The following is a 19,585-nucleotide window of genomic DNA, read 5'->3' on the forward strand; positions in this document are numbered from 1 at the left end:
ACGTTATTCTTTAAATTTCGATCTGCCGACAACGCGGGCCAGAATATTGAAAAAGAGGACGAGTATTACAAGTACCAGAGAGGCTGCCCAGGCAAGCTCAATCTGATTCTCAAACGGCATGCCGGAGAAGTTGTAAATCAAAATGGATAAAGAGGCTGTTGGCTCTGCCAGTTCAGCCATGTAGTAATTACTAAACAAGGCAGTAAACAGTAACGGAGCTGACTCACCCGCGGCACCTGCTACAGCCAATATCACACCGGTCAAAATGCCGGGTAATGCTGTAGGTAAAACCACTTTTAATATGACTTGTGTACGCGTACACCCCATGCCAAACGCAGCATCTTTCATTTTTTGTGGTACTTGTTTCATGGCTTCTTCTGCTGCCAAAGTCACCGTAGGTAACATCAGAACAGCTAAGGCCACACCACCCGCCCAGGCAGAATAAGTGCCGGTTGTAATAACGATAACGGCATAAACAAAGACACCCGCCAGGATTGAAGGAAAGCCTGTAAGTACCTTGGCTAAAAAGCGTGAGATGGTTGCTATTTTGCTGGAAGGGTTAAGTATTGATAAATACAGTGCTGCCATGATTCCAATTGGAATACTGATGGCCGAGGCAATACCCACCATAGTTAATGTACCGACAATGGCGTTACCAAAGCCACCACCCATTTCAAAACCAGCGGGTGGTAGGGCGGTAATCGCTTCCATATCCAGTCTGGCGCCACCTTGAGCGAGCAGCATATAAATCACTGAAAAGAGGGGAATACTGGCTAAAACAGCTAACAGCCAAACTAAGGTTGTCAAAAAATAGTTTTTTAATGCTCTGACTTCAAAAATATTTTTTTCCAGAGCCGGTAACTCAATTCTTGGTGGCAACACCTGCTCTTCTAATTGTATTTGACTCATTTTTTACCCTCAAACTTACGCATGGTGTATTGCTGTACTGCCAAACCGACAACGTTGACCATAAAGGTGATGACCAGTAGAACCAGTGCGGCATACATTAAAGCCTGTATTTCGATTTCACCTGCTTCAGGGAAAGTAGAAGCAAGAAGTGACGCTAAGGTATTGGCCGGAGCAAACAGTGAGACATCGATATTGTTGACGTTACCAATCAACATGGCGAGCGCCATGGTTTCACCAAGAGCGCGACCGAATCCAAGCACTAAACCAGCCAAAATGCCGGAAGAGGCTGTAGGGAGCATTACTTTTAAAATGACTTCCCACTTGGTAGCACCCATACCGTAAGCGGCTTCTTTCACTTTGTAGGGGATACGGCGGAAAGCATCTGCAGAAATCGCTGCTACGGTAGGTAAAATCATAATAGCGAGTACCAATGCCGCAGGAGCAAGACCTGGACCACTCAACTCTGTGCCAAATAGGGGAAACCAGCCTAAGGTGTCATGTAACCACTCAGCGCCAGGTCTTATCAATGGAATCAGTACATAAATGCCCCATAAACCATAAACAACAGAGGGGATAGCTGCTAACAATTCGATGACGGTTCTGAAAATCATTTCGAACTTAGCGTGTACAAATCCTTGAGTCAGGAAGATCGCTATTGAAACACCTAATAAACCACCCAGAAGTAAAGCTAAGAGCGAACTATATAATGTGCCCCAAATTTCAGGTAACACACCAAACACCCCTTGGTTGGTATCCCATGTAGTACCAGTAATAAAGCCAAGGCCATGTGTTTTGATGGCCGGTAATGCCTGTGAACCTAATTCAAAAACGATATAGGCAACCAAAAGGACAATGGATAGGGCGCAAAAATAAGCAAAAGAGCGAAATACCGAGTCTTTTAAGTAATCCGTCGATGATGGCGGAGCAGACAGTGTTTTATCACTACTGGCTTCTTTAAATGGATCGTAAACCATGTGCGTTCCTATCAATTATTCATTCGTGTTTTTAAACATGTTTTATGGCGTGTAAAAACAGAGAAAATGCTGCAAGGACTTTCCAGCCTTGCAGCATTTTTTATCTCAGTTTTCAACTGATGTGATTACTTGATCATTTTCGCTGCGTTGCGAACTTTCTCAACCACGTTTTCAGGTAGTGGGATATAACCCATTGCTTCAGATGATTCTTGACCTGTTGTTACCATGTACTCGATTAAGTCACGTAAAGCTTTTGCTTTATCATCTTCTTGATCTTTGTAGACCAACAACCATGTGAACGAGGCGATTGGGTAAGCATCTTCACCAGCAGGGTCAGTAGACCAAGCACGTAAATCAGGTACATCACTACCTGGTAAATTACCTTCTGGGAAGGTTGTTGTTGCTAATGCGGCAGCACCTGTTTCACCACCGGCTTCAACGAATTTACCTTTTTGGTTTTCAAGAATAGCGGTTGGCATTTTGGTTAATTTTGCAAAGCCATATTCAATGTAACCAATTGAACCAGGCGTTTGTTTGATAGTCGCTGTCACACCATCATTTTTTGGCGCTTTAACGATTAATGCAGAAGAAGGCCAGTTAGGTGATTTAGCTGCACCGATAGTTTCTTTAAATTCTGCATTGATGGCAGACAAGTGATTGGTGTAAACATAACTTGTACCACTTGAGTCAGAGCGAACGACTACAGTGATTTTTTCGTCAGGTAATTTAACACCTGGGTTGGCTGCTTGGATTTTTGGGTCATTCCATTGAGTGATTTTGCCCATGAAAATCGCTGGGTAAACATCACGTGGCAGTTTTAATTCTTTAACACCTTCCAGGTTGTAAGACAGAACCACTTCACCGGCTGTCATTGGTAACAGAATTGCACCTTTTTTGACTTGCTCGATTTCGCTGTCTTTCATCGCGGCGTCACTCGCTGCAAAGTCAACTGTTTCATTGATGAAATCACGAATACCTGCGCCACTACCTTTAGATTGGTAATCTACACGCACACCATCAGTTTGCTTGCTGTAATCTTTAAACCATTTGTTATAAAGAGGGGCTGGAAAACTGGCACCAGAACCGTTCAACTTCAGTTCGGCATGTGCAGCAGTTGATGACATCGCACCAACAAGGGCAGTGATAAGAAAAACTGACTTTGCATTTTTTGCAAATAGTTTCATAGAAACTCCTGACTAGTTAATTAAGCAATAAAAATCTTTAACTCGAACAGAGTATCGGTCTTAAGTTAAAGATTTATGACAAAAGCAAATTTAGTCAGAATTTTTTATATCAGTAGAAGGTTGTATCTAATAATTTATATTAAAATCAATTATCTATAGATCTTTTTGCTTATTAATAATGTATCAATGTCAGTTTTTTTAATTCGTCTCTTTTCACAAAATGGATAAATTAAAGTGACATTATGACTAAATAGAGCGTCATTATTAGGGACTCTATAGTCTTAATAGCAGTATTGTTACTTCTACTGAATTGCAAACATAAGTAATCTGAAGGCAATCCAGACAAAGCCAATAGTTGTAATAATAAAGCTCAATGCTGAGAATATTTTCCAGATAGTTTTATTCCAGAAATAGATATCAAAAGCGGCAATCACAAAAATGGTTGGGTTAGTGAATCCGCCAATGGCGACACAAAGACAGGCGAACTTTGATAACTCAATATCGGCCCCAGTCGCAGCACCATAAAAAACCTAAGCTGAATAATGCCATGAGTGCATAATCTACGTGAGCCCTGATCATGGTTTTGTAATCGACTAAAAAGTCGCCGTCTATCCCTTTGATGGGAAACCATCTGGCAAATGTCATTAACCATGCCGATAGAATCAATGCTGCAATCATAGCAACAGCACCTATTAATAAAACATTCATTTCTCTCTCCTTTGTATTGGAGAGCATATTAAAAATGATTACATAGCTGGCTGCAGCTGATAATTACCCCAGATTTTCAGGTAAATAGCCCATTATCTCTACATAGCGGTTAGTCGCATGCGATTGGAGCTTTGTGTCGCTAGAGGAGCGGAGGGGAGTTTAGTAGAAAAAGTAGCACCATTAGCTCTCTCAATTTGAACGTCGAAAATAGTTTTGTTTCGGCTTTTATGATGGTGGGATTCAAACATTCGCTAAGAAACATGACATGACTCGAACAATGCCCATTTTTGCTACTGAGATATAAACGCTGCCATTAAACTTATTGCTCACATTGTGATTTTTTTCATGGAGTTAATATGCGTTTTTCTTATTTTTTTATTCCTTTAGCATTTGCCTTACCTAACTTAGCAAGTGCCAATACTTGTGAAGTAGAAATTACTGCGGGTGATTCATGGTCATACAACACTAAGACAATCACTGTGCCATCTGATTGTGATGAATTTACTGTCAATTTCACGCATACAGGTAAGCTATCTAAAGATGGGCTTGGTCATAACTGGGTATTAGCCAAGACTTCAGATGTGAATGCCATTGCTCAAGCCGGTGCACCAGAAGGGCTCGAAAATGATTTCCTTCCAAAGAATGATGAGCGTGTGCTCGCATTCACACCGATCATCGGTGGCGGTGAAAGTGCCTCAACAACCTTTAAAACGAGTGTGTTAAATAAAAATGAGGACTATAGCTTTTTCTGCTCATTTCCTGGTCACACATTTATGATGCGCGGCACCGTGAAACAAGCAGAATAAAAATACCTTTCAGCTTCCTCTTGTATCCCCTGTTATAAAGGTGTGGTGGTTTGCCGCCCACCTTTATCTTTTTATTTAATCGTCAGCTTTTCTATTTGCCATCCCCACTAAGTCAATTTTCATTGACAGAACTCCTTCGCTACATTCATCAAGACAAGCACCGCAACGAGTACAATCACTTGAAGTAACGGATAAGGCTTGTTTTGACACTACAGGGGCCAGTACATGTGGTTCAGGACAAACAGCAACGCAACGTGAACAGCCACGGGTATCACAGCTTTCTGTTGGTGTGGATGTCACTTTGAGTCGACCATAGCGTCCTAAAATGCCATAGAAAGCACCTACTGGGCACAGATGGCCGCACCAGGCACGACGACTGACAAATAAATCAAACAAAAATAAAGCGCCGAGCAGCATCGCTCCACTTAAAGAAAACCATATTAACTCTCGCTGGAATCGTGTAATAGGGTTCACTATTTCCCACGCCAAGGTCCCGCCTAAAAAAGAAAGCACCAGAGATAAGGCTAAGATCCAGAGTCGTAAATGACGCGATAAATTCATATTGCCTTTAATATTGAGACGTTTACGTAACCAATAGGCTAAATCAGTCAGTAAGTTGATGGGACATACCCAGCTACAGTAAAGACGACCGGCTAAGAAAGCATAAAACCCTCCGACCAGTATCGCCCCCATAAGCGCGGGCAAGGCAATAGGGGAACCTGCAAAAAAAGACTGGAGAAGAATAAAAGGATCGGTCAGTTTGAGTTGTTCAAACCAGAGACTAGACGATAAATTGCCATCAGCAATCTTGCCATAACCCGGTATTGCAACAATAAAGGCAAGTAAAATGGAGATTTGTACGATACGGCGCATCAACAACCAGCGATGCCGATAGAGGCCACGCTTCAGACGATGTAACATACTTAGCTCCTCCCAACGGCATTCCTGCCAGACAGGCCTAAGCCCAGTTCGCGTGGAAGTACGCGAATGGCCGCTTCAGACAAGACACAATGTTTTTCACAGGTGCCGCATCCAGTGCAGATGTCTGAATGCACGGTAGGAATCATCAATTTTCCTGCCTCAGTCTGGATAGGTTCAATGGTGATGGCTTCATCACGAATGGGGCAAACTCGCCAGCAAATACTACAGGTCAAACCTTTGTAATTGAGGCAGGTTTCATGGTCAACAAGTACAGCGACGCCCATATCCGCTTTTTTTATATCGGTCATATGGCGATCAAGTGCACCGGTCGGGCAGGCCTTGGCACAGGGAATATCGGTGCACATCCGGCACGGTTCTTCTCTGGCTACAAAATAGGGCGTGCCTTGTGGAGCAGGATCGGCCCAACTGGCTAACTTCAGAATATCGTAGGGGCAGTCTTCAACACATAAGCCACATCGTATACATGATGAGTCGAAGTCCAGATCCGGCAATGCGCCTGGTGGGCGAAGCGCTTCTGCAGCGCGTGCTGGACGGGATAGAATCATGGATTGTCCAATGATGGAACCCACCAGTACCACTCCAAAACGTTTGAATAGATGACGAAAGGTTTCCCGCTTTCCGGGATCGTCTAATTGATGGTTAGTGTCTCGTTGATTTTCTGCCATTAGTACCTCCAGCAGATAAACAGCAAATATCAGGGAGCTACCGTCATTTCGGCTCTGATAACCGGATGTATCCAGCATTGCAAAAGGTAATCACCGGCTGCTGGAATAGTCAAGCTGACGGTTTCTCCCGGAAGCTGTACGCCTAAGTTCACCACTTTGCCATCGGGGTAGGTGACATAAATACTGTGTGCGATATTCGCTTTGTTATGAATCAGTAGTTTGTCATTGACTTGCGGGGTAAAGTGCCATTCATCGAAATCGTGATGGGTCAGCGATAACTCTCGAATAATCTGTTCTGAGTCGCTTGCTTGTTCGGCACTGGCAACGGGTAGAATGAGCGTACTCATAATGCAAGCTATAGTCATGAGCCAAAGTGTTACTTGTCTGTTCACGTATGCTACTCCTCGGGTAATTCGGGTGGAGAAAGTGCTAATGGACCACCATTTAAGGTTTTCAAAAAGGCAATCAGATCGGCTTTTTGTTGTTCAGTTAGTTCAAATGGCGACATTTCTTTAGACAGGCTGGGACGTTTGAGACCACCGTCTTCATAATGTTTGATCACTTGCTCCAGATTGGTCATGGAACCATCATGCATAAAAGGTCCGTTTTCTGGCAGATCACGTAAGGTCGGGGTTTTAAAAGCATGCTGCATAATCGTCACCTCGACAGGGATGGTATTGCCACGACCCAGATCCGGGCTATCCAGCCCAATGTCATGGAAACTATCATCAGTAAAACGCCATGACTTATGACAAGCGGCGCACTGGGCTTTATTGTTAAATACTTGAAAACCACGTTGAGCACTGACACTGATAGCTTCATCATCACCTTCTACCCAACGATCAAAGCTTGAAACATTGGAGACCAAGGTACGTTGAAAAGTCGCTAATGCCATCGCAATGCGCTGTGTAGTGATTTCTGCATCACCATAGGCAGACTCAAATAAGGGGCGATAACCTTTAATTTCACCTAGTCGCTGAACTAATTCATCCATGTTGTAGTTCATTTCGTGTGGCGTGGTGATGGGAAGCACTGCCTGCGCTTCCAGTGAGTTGGCTCGGCCATCCCACATTAATGCTTTAAGCCAGGCGCTGTTCATGACAGTGGGCGTTCGTCTCGGCTGCTCAAGTTCTTCCGAACCCAGCGGCACAACGCGGCCATCGCTCCAGCGATGATCCGGTGAGTGGCAGGTCGCACAGGACATACCTTTATCTCGGGACAAACGCGGGTCAAAAAACAGGGCTTTACCCAGCGTTGTTTTTTCTATAGTAAGCGGGTTGGAGTCCGGCGCCGGAATGGCCTCGGGACGTTGATAATCACTCCGCTTGATTGTGTCATCAGCCAAACTGGCATGCACGGAAAATACCGTGCATGCCAACATGACGAGGATTCTGATCTTCATGATGTAAGAATGCCTCAGGCCAACTTAGCTGGCTTTACCAACGACTGGTGAGATGGTGCAGTGATAGGTCATATCATCATTTTCTGCACCGAAGCACCATACGATGTCGTTGGAGAACTCAGGACGGTAAACCGGCAGTTCACCTTCTGTGTTCAGACACGCACATTGACCACAGGTTTGCTTACCACAGCAGTCACGGTAAGCGATCAGGTAAGTCTGACCGTCACCCGGGTTGTAACAGCTGGCCACCCATGAGCTCGGTGACAGGCTGGTGCCCGGAGGACAGGAAGTCAGCGTACCACCACAGCAGTCACAGACGTTCCCGTCGATAGAACAGTGCCGCCAGTAGTCACAGGCTTGTGGATCCTGATCCTGTGGTTGCCAACCTGCTCTGGCCGCATCCAGGTCACTGGCGTCAGCGGCATGGGCGCTGTTCAGACGACCACGGCGATCAACTGGCAGCAAGGGAAGCAGTGTCGCACCTACCAGGAAGCCACCCAGTTTACCCACGAAGCCACGACGACCGGTTTTGTTTGCGGTACGACGGCTCAGTTTCTCAATAGCAGCGTCAAATCCTAATTTCTTTGTCATTTGCCTTCTCCGTTATGTTTTTTGGTTCTACTCTCAAATCAATGATTAGTGCAGTTGCTCGCCCACTGTCACTTCCTTGGCAGTAGAGCTGTCTTTGAGGTAGCTCTGCAGTGAAGCGTGACCCAGTCGTACGGTTTCAAACAGGCTTTCAACATGCTCACGTGTGTTGCACAGACCTTTGCCTTTTATCACGCCATCGGCATCCAGCAGTACACCGTAAGGGACTTTGGAAACCTGGTAGCGCATGCCAATTTCTGGTGAGTTCACGTAATACTCATTTTTCAGTGGGTGGTTGCTCAGGAACTCACGGTGTTCAGCAGCCGTACCGTCACTGATCAGAATGACATCTGCGCCTTCACTTGCTGCGACATCACGAATAATTGGCAGCAGCTTGGCACAAACAGGGCAGGAAGGACCGGTGAACATCAACAGGCTTGGACGTCCAGGCGTGATAGCGCGACCGACCAGCAAGTCTTTTTCATCGGTGAAGGTTTTCACGTTGAACACAGGTGATTTGTCACCAATATCGGGTCCGTGATCGACCATCATGGCACCCAGTGGTGCTGACCGTTCGTGTAGCAGACCAATTTGGCGAATAACACCTACCATAAGTGCAGCCAGAGCCAGAAAAGCTGCCCAAAGCAACACATTTGAAGCAATAAGAATATCGAAACTCATTGTAAATTTTCCTTACTAAAAAATTAAGTTCTTGATTCACGGGAATTTGGCAATCCCACCATCACATCTGCAGCTATATAAAGCATGGCCAGCAGTGCTGCTGAGGCCATACCAATCAGCCACGATGCGAGGGAGATATTGGCTATTTCCAGTGAACTAAAAGCGATGTAGATGCTGACGCCGGCAAGAAAGAGCGCACGCAGCACATGGAACATGCCGATTCGGCTCCGACTGGTCGGACGTCTTACACAACCGCAGTCAATATGGGTTCGGCCCCTGCCGACATTGATGGCCAATGCCAGCGAGAACATCACGAACAGTCCCACTGCTACCCAGGCAGCTATTTCACGTACAGGCGGCACCATCAAAGCGACGGCACATGCCAGTTCAATCCAAGGCAGAAGCTTGGCTACCGGTTTAACCAGAAAGCCCGGCAACAAACGGTAGTTGTCGACCACACCCTGGAACTCGTCAGGGCTACGCAACTTGGAAATGGCTGCTACCGCCAGTACCAGCCCCACAAAAAGTGTGGCCAGTACTGACAGGGCAGGATCGTTAGTAAGCCAGTTCATGTCTTACTCGCTATCCTGAGGCAGGGTGAGAATGTGCGGATAGCGGCCGAGTCCTGCCGTTTCGCCGATTTTCTTACCTGTCTTAGCATCAAAGGTGTACAGAGTCTGTTCGTTAGCGGATAAGGCGAACAGATACGGTTTGTCGTCCTGGCTGACAGCAATGGAATCGATTTCATGGTTCAGTTCCATCTTGCGCAGGCGTTCACCGGTATCGGCGTCGACTACAAACACGTAACGGCTTGGTGTTTTGTGGGTGAATTCACCACGCTGATCTGCCAGCAGGTACAGTTCATTACTGTCGTTATGAACAGTGACCAGCTGCCAGCCACCTGGACGCCATCTGTCTGCTTTCTCTTCTTCAGTGAAGACTTCGATAGGCTCCTTGAATTCAGCGCCATCAGCAGTCAGGGTTGCCCGATAGATACGGCCTTCGTAATCCGGCCATACCAGACGGTTAGTGACATCCGAGTAGTAAGGCTCATTGACCAGATAACTGTCTTCCGGATGGAACACTTCGCTGTGAGTCTGAGTGGAATTACCCTCATCGTCGTAATTGATTTTCAGCATTGAACCGTCACGGCAGTGCATATACACGTTCTGTTCCGGTGCCGGGAACAGGTGGTAACAGTCCGGGGTATCCATCATTTTGACGAACTTGTTTTGTTCCAGATCAACCAGACCCACTGCCGGTATCGGTGAAAACTGCTGGAACATCATGTGCTTGTCATCAGTGCTCAGCGTTGCCATGTGGGTAAAAACAGCGGTCAGGAAGCGACCTTCAGGGATATCAATGTCTGCTGTCACATCGTGAGTCTGTGTATCAAAGACTTCGATGTAATCATCACGGTTACCCCGGGCGATGCGGTCATACCAGGTGTTAGCAATCGCCATGAAGTTACCCTGGTCACCGAGCAGCACATGAGGCAGCTTACCGGCATCAGACATACCCAGGATCTTGTTGTTGTTACCGTCGATGGTGAACACCTGAGAGGTCATCTGGAAATGGCCAGGGTCAGTGACATAAACACGCTTTGAGTCACTGGCTGGGGCAACTTCAATGGTCTGTTGTTCAACAGCAATATCAGCTAGTGCTGGATAAGTGGTAGCCATCAGCGCTGCCGTAGCAATGCCCCCTGCTAGACTTTTTTGTCGCAGCTTTGATTTAAGGTTAAATAGTGTCATATCTTCTCCAAACTATTTTGGTTTATTATGAGTTAAGGATGAGGTCTCACCTGTGTTTACAGCGATAACATGGTTAATGCGGCTGCACCGATTGACAGCAGAAGAAACCCATCCAGTTCAACAGCACGCTCCTGCCATTTCGCTAGCCAAGCTTGAACGGACTGGTTGGAAATAGGCAGAAAGTTCACCGCAACAGGCAGACAGCGCCCGATGTTGAAGATGGCGATGATAGTGATTGCTGTAGTGACATCAGCACTCAGCAACGCAGCACCGGTCACGATGTAGAGGATCGGTGTCTGTACGTAAGTCAGGTAGTTCATCCCCAGCGCATAGCCATAAAGCAGGCCAATTGTTGAGGAGCGAAAACGAAAACGAGCATCATGTGGAACCTGAGCTCGACGCTGTGGGTAGGGCATTTTTAGAAAGCCAAGTTGATGTGCCCCATAACCAATTGCTAGTATCGCCAGTCCCATTATCATATGACTGAAAGCTAACTGTTCGAATAATAAAGCACCCACTAAACCTAGTGCACCACCCAACATGAGTGCACCGATGGCATAGCCAATCGCATGAGTAATGAAGGTGGGGGTCCAGCGAGCGACTGAACCAAAAGAATATTTCCCGGCTGGTCGCAGCAGGCTCAGGCTTGAGTACCCACATGGAGACCAAGTGGATAACAGGCCACCAACAAAAGTTAAAACGAAAAACATTGCCGTCAGCATCGATGACGCTTGTGTATTCAGTGCAATGCCTGTTGCAACACCTATGGTTATTGCCGATAACATAATGGCAAATCGCTGTCCTGATGATTTTGACTCAGAAAAACTAATCGCATCAGGCACACATGTTGAGCTGTTCTCAACAGTCGATGTCTGGCTATAATCACCAGCGTGTGTATCTGCTCTCACTCTCTACCTCCTCGGACCTGCCGGTCACTTGTTGTTGATGAAATAATTTCGTAACAACTATAGCCAGAGGGAAATCCCTGCCGTATCAAAAACTGGCATTGAAGTATCAGAATGGGGATAACTACTATTGATGTTGCCGATTCTTGCTAGTCAAACGCTATTTCAATTGAAACTTTGTGTTAACGGCATAACACAGTGAGGATGTTATCTAACATGTGAGTGGATGAGTGATGATTGGGCTAACTGTCTGTTTTACCTTCGATAGTCTGTCATCTGCTCAATTCTTCGCTCATGCCATGATGGTTCATCGATGGTCTGAGTGATGATACTGGTCCTCTCCCTACAGCCATGATCAAACTCAGTTCATTATTCAGACTGACATATTGCCGATTTCTACTATTAGCTATCCCAGAAAAGGCCTATTATCGTAAGTGCCAGTTATCAACCTGATAAAAATAATAAGACAGGTAAACCAATATATTCTTAATAAAAATAAGAAGTTATGGTTTGTTTGATGGCTTGGTTCCGAGGGAGAGAAATATGAATCAAGAAAAGATATGGGTAGATGACGACCTAGCTAAAATTGAAATAAAAGCAGTACGCTCTAAATTAACTGATGTCTTAGAGCAAGCAGCAGCTTTGCCAATGTGGTCACAAGATTACACGCAACTAGATAAAGGGCAGTTTTCAGGTACGGTGACCAGTGTTGCTTGTCAGGGAGTACAGATCTTTCGTGAAGCGATGAATCGTTCTGTGGATGAGCTTGCCAGTCCACCACCAGGCAGTTATGTGATTGGATTACCAACTATTGTTGAGGGTGAGGCTTTATGGTGTGGCAGTAAGCTAGACAAAAATTCGCTGATTACTCTGGATAAAAATGATGAACTCTTATTCAGGACTTCACATTCGTCTGAAATCAATGTTGCCGTCATTGCTGAGCAAAGGCTAGAGGAATATGCAGAAAGAGTAGAAAAGGTGGATCTTCGCCCCATTATGGATAGGGCAAATCCAGTAGAGGCGCTTCCTCCTGCTATACAAAGCCGTTTGTTGGCAATCTTATACATCGGCACAGAGCATATGGCGAAAAATCTTGATGATGGCACCAGTCATCCAAACAGTTGGCGACACTTTGAAGATACCGTTTTCAGTGTGTGTGTGCAGGCACTGTCAGCGGTCAGCAACAACAACGGCCGACGACATGAGTACAGAGTACATCGCTATATCGTCAAAAGTGTACGTGAGCTCACGCTAGCCCAGCATTGTGATCCCATTACCATTGGTGAAATTTGTACCACTCTGAATATTAGTCGCCGGACATTGAACCATGCTTTTCAGCAAGTGCTTGGCATCACTCCTGTTGCTTATATGCGAAATATTCGTCTTCACAAGATTCGGGCTGAGCTTCAATACAAGTCGGAGCAAATCAGTAATATCGCCTGTGTGGCATCGCATTGGGGGTTTTGGCATATGAGTTTGTTCGCACGTTATTACCGTGAGCTATTCGGGGAGTGTCCGAGTGAGACACTGGAGCGATCACGGCTTTGATTACGTACGCCCAATCATAATTATAGAAACTTAGTATATCCACATCATTTAAGGAGACAGTTAAATGGGGTCTTTTAGTATTTGGCATTGGCTCGTTGTTCTGGCGGTTGTAGCGCTTGTTTTTGGCACCAAAAAATTACGGAATTTAGGTGGAGATTTGGGCGGTGCTGTCAAAGGATTTAAACAAGCGATGAGTGAAGAGCAAGACATCAGTGTTATCGATCATGCTGTCAATCAAACTGACAGTGTGAATAACAAAGCCAGGCATAAACAGTAACACCAGCGTATTTGGCTATGTTTAATATCGCCTTCCCCGAGCTTATCGTCATTCTATTGGTATCGCTGGTTGTTATTGGTCCCGATAAACTTCCAAAGGTAGCGCAGACTCTAGGTGTGATGGTGGGGCGTATTCAACGGTTTATGACGGCTGTTAAAGACGATATCGATCAAGAAATGAGATCTGACGATCTTTTACGGTTGCAGGAAGAGCTAAAACAACAAAAAGAAGGCTTGAATGATGAGCTTCGTAAAGGCATGCAGCCGGTTGCCGAAGTGATTCGCCGCTCTGAAACGCCTGCTTCAGAAACAGCCAGGGAAAACCCTAGTGCTACAACAACCAAAGTCGCTGAGCATAAAAAAAGTGTGACCCAACAGAAGGAATCGCTAAGTGAGTAGTAAAGAAGAATTTTTCAGTCACTTGTTAGAACTTCGACAACGATTGCTGAAAATTGTGGCTGGGATTTTCTTCATCATGCTCGCATTATTTCCCTTTGCAAATGATATTTATCAGTTTTTGGCAACCCCTTTACTACAAGCTTTGCCAGCAGGGGGACAAATGATTGCCACTGAAGTGACTACCCCTTTCTTTGTTCCTCTCAAGGTGGTGATGTTAGCCGCCTTTATCATTTCATCTCCCTATACGCTTTACCAGATCTGGGCTTTCATCGCGCCTGGTTTGTATAGCAATGAGCGCCATCTTATTGCACCTTTAGTCATCACCAGTGTTTTTCTATTTATTTGTGGGATGGCTTTTGCTTTTTTCTTGGTCTTTCCTGTCGTGTTCGGTTTTATCACCAGTACAGCTCCCGAAGGAGTCGCGGTGATGACTGATATTGGTAAATATTTAGATTTCATCATTGTGCTTTTTATTGCTTTCAGCCTGGCATTTGAAACACCTATCGCGGTGGTACTGATGGTCGCGGCTGGGATGGTAAGTGTGACGGCATTGAAGCAAGCGCGTTCCTACGTCATTGTTGGTGCGTTTGTTATTGGCGCTATTATTACGCCGCCTGACATTATTTCTCAGTTTATGTTGGCTATTCCCATGTGGGTGTTGTACGAAATTGGCATATTAGTCGCCCATGCCTTACAGCAAAAAAAGCATCATCAGTATGAGCATACATCCTGAAAGTTAATGATTAGCCTACTCTTAAAATGTCTTTCATGTGCTCCTTGCTGAATGGGGTTTAAGAGCAACACCGTTTGATTGAAGCGTATGTGATTCCTTTGGAAAAAAGGGGGGGGATAATTGCGCTGTAATAGAAAATGTGACAGATTTGTCCACCGTAATCAGAGTGCTCTGAGATAGCTCTGGCATCAGCCAGTGTTCGGTATGTGACATGTCGGGAATAAACAATGCATTTTTCCATTCAACAACGTTTTAGCATCTGGGCTGGACTCGGGCTTCTTAGCGTTGTTTTGATGGCGGTCTTGGTCGGACTATGGCAGTTTGACAAGATAAAACAAACGCTTGCCGCTCAGAGTTATGAGGTGACACGTGGTCAGGTTGAAGACTATCTTCAGGTACTGGCTAGTGATACAGCCGGGGAATTATCTACACCGCTTTTATCTGCAATGCATTCAATACAGGGTGTTGCCTCTGCAATGAATGCTGTTGTGAAGTCCGAAGGCAACCATGATAGACGAGAGTTGGCCATTCGCATGCTTGAGCAAACTTTATCGGACCACCCAAACTTTCTGGCGACCTACGTGGCTTTTGAACCCAATGCACTTGATGGGGCAGATAAACTGGCAAAACAGACAAAGGGAAGTGATGCTGCAGGTCGCTTCATGCCCTATGTGACGAGAGACAATAATGATTTTATGGTGGCTTTGCTGGAAGGGTTGGAGGACAAAAACCTGGATGAGAACGGCAACAGAGTTGGGGAATATTATCTCTGTTCAAAAGAGAGTGGCAAAAGTTGTGTAATTGATCCCTATCTTTACCCTGTAGATGACAAGGAAGTCTTATTGAGTAGTCTTGTCGCTCCGATAAAAGTTCATGAGCAATTTATCGGTATTGCTGGTGTGGATATCTCTGCCAGCTTCTTGCAATCAGTGATCAGTGACGTTGAGTCACGACTATACGATGGCCGGGGAAGGACATTATTGGTCAGTCCCAGAGGTGTGATCTCAGGGCATAGTCAACATCCTTATTTAATTGGTCAGAACTTGAGAGTGTTGGAAGCATCAATACGCGACAATCTCAGAGAAGTGGCGGCCAGTGATGAAACCAGAATTCTACACTCCAAGCAACAATTCATCGTCATGAAACCTTTCCATCTGCCGGGCAATGAGCAACGTTGGATTGCATATATGGAAGTACCCGAAGAAATTGTGATGGCTGATGTAATCAAGCAAAATCAGTTCCTTGAACTCGCACAAGAACGGTTTATAACGACAACAACAATATTAGGCTTATTTCTTTCACTACTTGGGGTGTTTACGATATGGCTAGTGGCTCGCAAAAGTATCCGGCCACTGACAGAAATGACCACACTGGTGACTTCCATAGCTGAAGGAGAAGGCGATCTCACACAGCGATTAAATATTAATTATCGTGATGAAACAGGCAAACTATCTCTTCTATTAAATACCTTTATTGAAAAGCTACAAAATCTGGTTAAGCAGTTGCTTCCAGTTGCCAGTGATGTCAGTGAATTATCTTCGGAAGGCCGACAGATCAGTGTAGAAACGAGCATTCAGATGTTAGAACAAGAAAGCCTGATCGAGGATATGGTACTGACGATGAATGAGATGGCTGCATCAGCACAGCAAATCGCTGCAAGTGCTGAACGAACATCACAATTTGTGCAATATGCTAATGATGCAACAACAGTAGGGACAGAAGTTCTTCAAAAAAGAACTGTAACCATTGATCACATCAGTCAGTCGGTTCGCCAGTCGGAAGTTGCCGTGCAGAGTATGGCAAAAAATGTCGATAATATATTGAAAATTATCTCAGTTTTTGATGATATTGCACTAAAAATCAATCACCTGACGAACCAATCCACAGATAATCCTACGGTCAGCAAGAATAAAGCTGAGCCTGACCTCGTTACAGAGCAGATTAGAAACCTGGCGAGTCAGACTCACCAGGCTGTGGCTGATATGCGTAAGCAACTAACCATCATGCAGCAAAGTAATCAGCTAGCATTAAATACAATAGATCTAAGCGGTCAACACGTATCAGAAACAGTAGAGTTGGCACAACAGGCAGAATCAGCGTTAAATGATATTAATCAGGCTATCGAAGAAGTGACTGAAATGACGCTGGAAATTGCTGCAGCCACAGAACAACAGTCAGCCGCTTGTGATGAAGTTAATCATAATCTTTCCGAGGTTTCGCGACTGGTGCACCTGACCTCAAAAGGAGCGCAACAATTGCGTGGCGTGGGGAATGAACTGGATCTAGCTGCTGGCAGACTGCAAGAGAAACTGGCGTTATTCAAGGTTTAGGTTTTTTCCAGCTCTGATATGCTGGTATGGATTCATAACCAAGCCGGCTTTCTTATGATTGGGAGACGATGTTTGATAAATAAAATGGCGCGCCTGACAGGAATCGAACCTGTGACCCCCAGCTTCGGAAACTGGTACTCTATCCAACTGAGCTACAGGCGCGTGAAGTTGAGCCGAAGATTATACGGACTTTGCCCGTAATCTGCTACGGCTCACAGTGTCTTTTACCAAGAGAGTGATAACACTCTCTTGGCATCAATCAATTAATAGCGTGGGTTAATTTTTTCCAGCTTCCAGATATCGTTGTTGTACTCTTCCATGGTTCTGTCGGTAGAGAACATACCGCTGTTGGCACTGTTCATAATACTCATTGCAATCCAGCGTTCTTTGTCTTGATAAACTTCTGCGGCGCGTTGTTGGGCTTCGACATAGCTATGGAAATCGGCGACGGTCATCCACGGATCATTGGGGCTGGTAAAGGCAGCAATGATGTCATCAAAACAGCCTTCTTCACATTGGTTGAAGTGTCCAGACTCCAATAAGTCGACAACACGTTTCAGGTCAGCATCGTTATCAATAATAAACCGTGGATTATATGTTGGTTTAAGCTCAGTTACTTCATCTTCAGTCAGGCCGAACAGGAAGAAGTTTTCTGCGCCGGCTTCATCACGAATTTCAATATTGGCACCATCGAGCGTACCAATGGTCATTGCACCGTTCATCATAAATTTCATATTGCCTGTACCAGAGGCTTCTTTACCGGCAGTAGAAATTTGCTCAGATAAATCAGCTGCAGGACAAATCACTTCCATGGCTGAGACCTGGTAGTTTGGCAAAAACACGACTTTTAACAGATCACCCACATCCGGATCATTATTTACTGTACTGGCGACATTATTTATCAATTTAATGATACGTTTTGCCATGACATAACCCGGTGCGGCTTTGCCACCGAATAGGACACAACGTGGCGTCATGTTTTTCGTATCGCCACGTTTGATACGGTCATAGAGATGAATAACATGCAGGATGTTAAGTAACTGACGTTTGTATTCGTGAATACGTTTAACCTGAATATCAAACATCGCTTCAGGATTAAACTCGACGCCGCAGCTATCTTTCACTAATTTTGCCAAGCGCTGTTTATTAGCAAGTTTAGCCGCATGCCATTTCTTCTGGAACGTTTTGTCATGGGCATACTCTTCCAGTTTTTTCAGCTCGGTGAGTTGAGTAATCCATTTATCACCAATGGTGTCTGTAATCAGTTCACTTAAGTCCGGATTACACCAGGCTAGCCAGCGACGTTGGGTTACACCGTTGGTTTTATTATTGAATTTATGCGGCCAGAGTTCATAAAAATCATGGAATAAGCCTTTTTTCAGTAACTCAGAGTGCAAGGCGGCGACACCGTTTATCGAGTAACTGCCGATAATGGCAAGATGGGCCATGCGCACTTGCTTTTCATCGCCTTCCTCAATAATCGACATTCTTGCTAATCTGGTTTTATCTCCCGGCCAGCGTCTGGCGACTTCACGCAGGAAGCGGGCATTAATTTCGTAAATAATTTCCAGAATGCGTGGCAGCAGACGCCCAAACATATTGACCGGCCAGCGCTCCAAAGCTTCTGGTAACAGAGTATGGTTAGTATAGGCCATCGTGTTGGAGGTGATGTCCCAGGCTTTATCCCAGCTCAGTCCATGTTCATCCATTAATAAACGCATGAGTTCGGCAACTGCCACAGTAGGGTGAGTATCATTTAGCTGGAAACAATTTTTCTCGGCAAAATTATCGAATGACTCACCATGGGTGGTGACCCAGTAGTCGATAATGTCTTGCAAACTGGCTGAGGCTAAGAAGTACTGCTGGCGTAGACGGAGCTCTTTACCATTCTCGCTGGCATCATTCGGATAGAGCACCATGCTGATATTTTCAGCTTCATTTTTAGCCGCCACGGCTTCTGTGTAGGAGCCGGAGTTGAAGTCTTCCAGGTTGAACTCATCAGTGGCACCGGCTTTCCATAACCGCAGCACATTAACAGTGCCATTTTGATAACCGGGGATGGGCAGATCAAATGGGATAGCTAAGACATCATTGGTGTTTACCCAGTGAACACGCATATCACCACTATCACTTGGATGATACTCGGTATGACCCCCAAATTTAATGCGCTGAGTAAATTCAGGCCGCTCCAATTCCCACGGGTTACCATCTTGCAACCAGTGATCAGGTTTTTCTACCTGAAATCCATTTTCGATGCGTTGTTGGAACATGCCATATTCATAACGCAGACCATAACCTGTTACCGGTAATTGTAACGTGGCACAACTATCTATGAAGCAGGCGGCTAAGCGACCCAGGCCACCATTACCGAGACCGGCGTCATGTTCCATTTCAATCAGGTTTTCAAAATCCAAATTCAGCTCATTCAATGCTTTGGTCGTTTCTTTTTCCAGGCCTAAGTTGAGCACGGCATTACCCATGGCTCGGCCCATCAGAAATTCCATTGATAAGTAATAAGCATGTTTACAGTGCTTTTCTGCATAGGTGTGCTTGGTGTGTTTCATTCGGTTGAACAGGCGATCTCTTAATGTCAGTGCTAATGACGAATAGAGATAATGACCCGAAGCACAGCCTTTATCCTGAGCTAAGTGTGTACCGTAATAACGTTTGAAATCTTTGATGAGAGCATCGCTATTCATTCCCAGTTTTTCAGTGTCGAATAATTCCGGGGCGGGGTTAGCAGTACATGCGTAACGTGGGCTCATAGACAGATCCTTAAAT

General features: G+C 45.2%; 20 protein-coding genes and 1 tRNA gene. 6 read left to right on the forward strand and 15 right to left on the reverse strand.

The features are described 5' to 3' along the window. Positions 1-3: 3 nt before the first annotated feature. From pstA to B3014_RS12365, 4 genes are all read right to left on the reverse strand, one after another. Positions 4-909, reverse strand: coding sequence for a phosphate ABC transporter permease PstA (gene pstA, locus B3014_RS12350; protein WP_289244476.1), 906 nt, complete (start codon positions 907-909; stop codon positions 4-6). Then, the gene (gene pstC, locus B3014_RS12355; protein WP_289244475.1) at positions 906-1,883 is read right to left on the reverse strand and encodes a phosphate ABC transporter permease subunit PstC; all 978 of its coding nucleotides are present in this window, start codon (positions 1,881-1,883) and stop codon (positions 906-908) included. Before pstC ends, pstA begins: the two co-directional genes overlap by 4 nt. Before the next feature lie 125 nt (positions 1,884-2,008). Next, complete coding sequence (pstS, locus tag B3014_RS12360; RefSeq protein ID WP_286303670.1) at positions 2,009-3,067, reverse strand: phosphate ABC transporter substrate-binding protein PstS; 1,059 nt, start codon at positions 3,065-3,067, stop codon at positions 2,009-2,011. A gap of 495 nt (positions 3,068-3,562) precedes the next feature. Continuing rightward, entirely contained in the window at positions 3,563-3,775 is a 213-nt protein-coding gene (locus B3014_RS12365; protein WP_286303671.1) for a hypothetical protein, read from the reverse strand. Between the two features lie 356 nt (positions 3,776-4,131). On the opposite strand from B3014_RS12365, the gene azu reads away from it, so the two are divergent. Next, the gene (gene azu / locus B3014_RS12370; RefSeq protein WP_289244474.1) at positions 4,132-4,581 is read left to right on the forward strand and encodes an azurin; all 450 of its coding nucleotides are present in this window, start codon (positions 4,132-4,134) and stop codon (positions 4,579-4,581) included. Between the two features lie 75 nt (positions 4,582-4,656). On the opposite strand, the gene napH is transcribed toward azu, so the two are convergent. Genes napH through B3014_RS12415 form a run of 9 tightly spaced genes read right to left on the reverse strand, consistent with a single transcriptional unit; the run spans position 4,657 to position 11,521 of the window. Then, positions 4,657-5,502, reverse strand: a complete 846-nt coding sequence (gene napH, locus B3014_RS12375; RefSeq protein WP_286303673.1) for a quinol dehydrogenase ferredoxin subunit NapH — start codon at positions 5,500-5,502, stop codon at positions 4,657-4,659. Between the two features lie 2 nt (positions 5,503-5,504). Then, a complete protein-coding gene (gene napG / locus B3014_RS12380) occupies positions 5,505-6,188 on the reverse strand; it encodes a ferredoxin-type protein NapG (RefSeq protein WP_289244473.1) in 684 nt (227 codons plus the stop codon). 29 nt (positions 6,189-6,217) lie between these two features. Then, complete coding sequence (locus tag B3014_RS12385) at positions 6,218-6,535, reverse strand: hypothetical protein (RefSeq protein ID WP_289244472.1); 318 nt, start codon at positions 6,533-6,535, stop codon at positions 6,218-6,220. A 50-nt stretch (positions 6,536-6,585) separates the two neighbouring features. Next, a complete protein-coding gene (gene mauG, locus B3014_RS12390) occupies positions 6,586-7,590 on the reverse strand; it encodes a tryptophan tryptophylquinone biosynthesis enzyme MauG (RefSeq protein ID WP_286303676.1) in 1,005 nt (334 codons plus the stop codon). A gap of 24 nt (positions 7,591-7,614) precedes the next feature. Then, positions 7,615-8,181, reverse strand: a complete 567-nt coding sequence (gene mauA / locus B3014_RS12395; RefSeq protein ID WP_286303677.1) for a methylamine dehydrogenase (amicyanin) small subunit — start codon at positions 8,179-8,181, stop codon at positions 7,615-7,617. Between the two features lie 45 nt (positions 8,182-8,226). Beyond that, positions 8,227-8,859 (reverse strand): methylamine dehydrogenase accessory protein MauD, encoded by a 633-nt coding sequence (gene mauD, locus B3014_RS12400; protein WP_286303678.1) that lies wholly within the window; start codon positions 8,857-8,859, stop codon positions 8,227-8,229. A 23-nt stretch (positions 8,860-8,882) separates the two neighbouring features. Then, positions 8,883-9,431 (reverse strand): MauE/DoxX family redox-associated membrane protein, encoded by a 549-nt coding sequence (locus tag B3014_RS12405; RefSeq protein WP_286303679.1) that lies wholly within the window; start codon positions 9,429-9,431, stop codon positions 8,883-8,885. Between the two features lie 3 nt (positions 9,432-9,434). Continuing rightward, entirely contained in the window at positions 9,435-10,613 is a 1,179-nt protein-coding gene (mauB, locus tag B3014_RS12410) for a methylamine dehydrogenase (amicyanin) large subunit (RefSeq protein WP_289244471.1), read from the reverse strand. 56 nt (positions 10,614-10,669) lie between these two features. After that, positions 10,670-11,521, reverse strand: a complete 852-nt coding sequence (locus tag B3014_RS12415) for a methylamine utilization protein MauF (RefSeq protein ID WP_289244470.1) — start codon at positions 11,519-11,521, stop codon at positions 10,670-10,672. A 540-nt stretch (positions 11,522-12,061) separates the two neighbouring features. Here B3014_RS12415 and B3014_RS12420 point away from each other — a divergent pair. From B3014_RS12420 to B3014_RS12440, 5 genes are all read left to right on the forward strand, one after another. Further along, complete coding sequence (locus tag B3014_RS12420; RefSeq protein WP_286303682.1) at positions 12,062-13,066, forward strand: helix-turn-helix domain-containing protein; 1,005 nt, start codon at positions 12,062-12,064, stop codon at positions 13,064-13,066. Between the two features lie 64 nt (positions 13,067-13,130). Further along, the gene (gene tatA / locus B3014_RS12425) at positions 13,131-13,343 is read left to right on the forward strand and encodes a Sec-independent protein translocase subunit TatA (protein WP_286303683.1); all 213 of its coding nucleotides are present in this window, start codon (positions 13,131-13,133) and stop codon (positions 13,341-13,343) included. Positions 13,344-13,360: 17 nt separating this feature from the next. Continuing rightward, complete coding sequence (gene tatB, locus B3014_RS12430; protein WP_286303684.1) at positions 13,361-13,741, forward strand: Sec-independent protein translocase protein TatB; 381 nt, start codon at positions 13,361-13,363, stop codon at positions 13,739-13,741. After that, on the forward strand, positions 13,734-14,474 hold the full coding sequence (tatC, locus tag B3014_RS12435; protein ID WP_286303685.1) for a twin-arginine translocase subunit TatC: 741 nt from the start codon (positions 13,734-13,736) through the stop codon (positions 14,472-14,474). The genes tatB and tatC overlap by 8 nt, the downstream gene beginning before the upstream one ends. A 227-nt stretch (positions 14,475-14,701) precedes the next feature. Further along, entirely contained in the window at positions 14,702-16,804 is a 2,103-nt protein-coding gene (locus tag B3014_RS12440; RefSeq protein WP_286303686.1) for a methyl-accepting chemotaxis protein, read from the forward strand. Positions 16,805-16,889: 85 nt separating this feature from the next. On the opposite strand, the gene B3014_RS12445 is transcribed toward B3014_RS12440, so the two are convergent. Both B3014_RS12445 and B3014_RS12450 read right to left on the reverse strand, forming a co-directional pair. Further along, positions 16,890-16,966: transfer RNA gene (locus B3014_RS12445), tRNA-Arg, on the reverse strand. A 101-nt stretch (positions 16,967-17,067) separates the two neighbouring features. Then, the gene (locus tag B3014_RS12450) at positions 17,068-19,569 is read right to left on the reverse strand and encodes a glycogen/starch/alpha-glucan phosphorylase (RefSeq protein WP_286303687.1); all 2,502 of its coding nucleotides are present in this window, start codon (positions 19,567-19,569) and stop codon (positions 17,068-17,070) included. Positions 19,570-19,585: the final 16 nt, after the last annotated feature.

The organism is Methylophaga sp. UBA678 (genome assembly GCF_002299105.1).
Lineage (GTDB): Bacteria > Pseudomonadota > Gammaproteobacteria > Nitrosococcales > Methylophagaceae > Methylophaga > Methylophaga marina.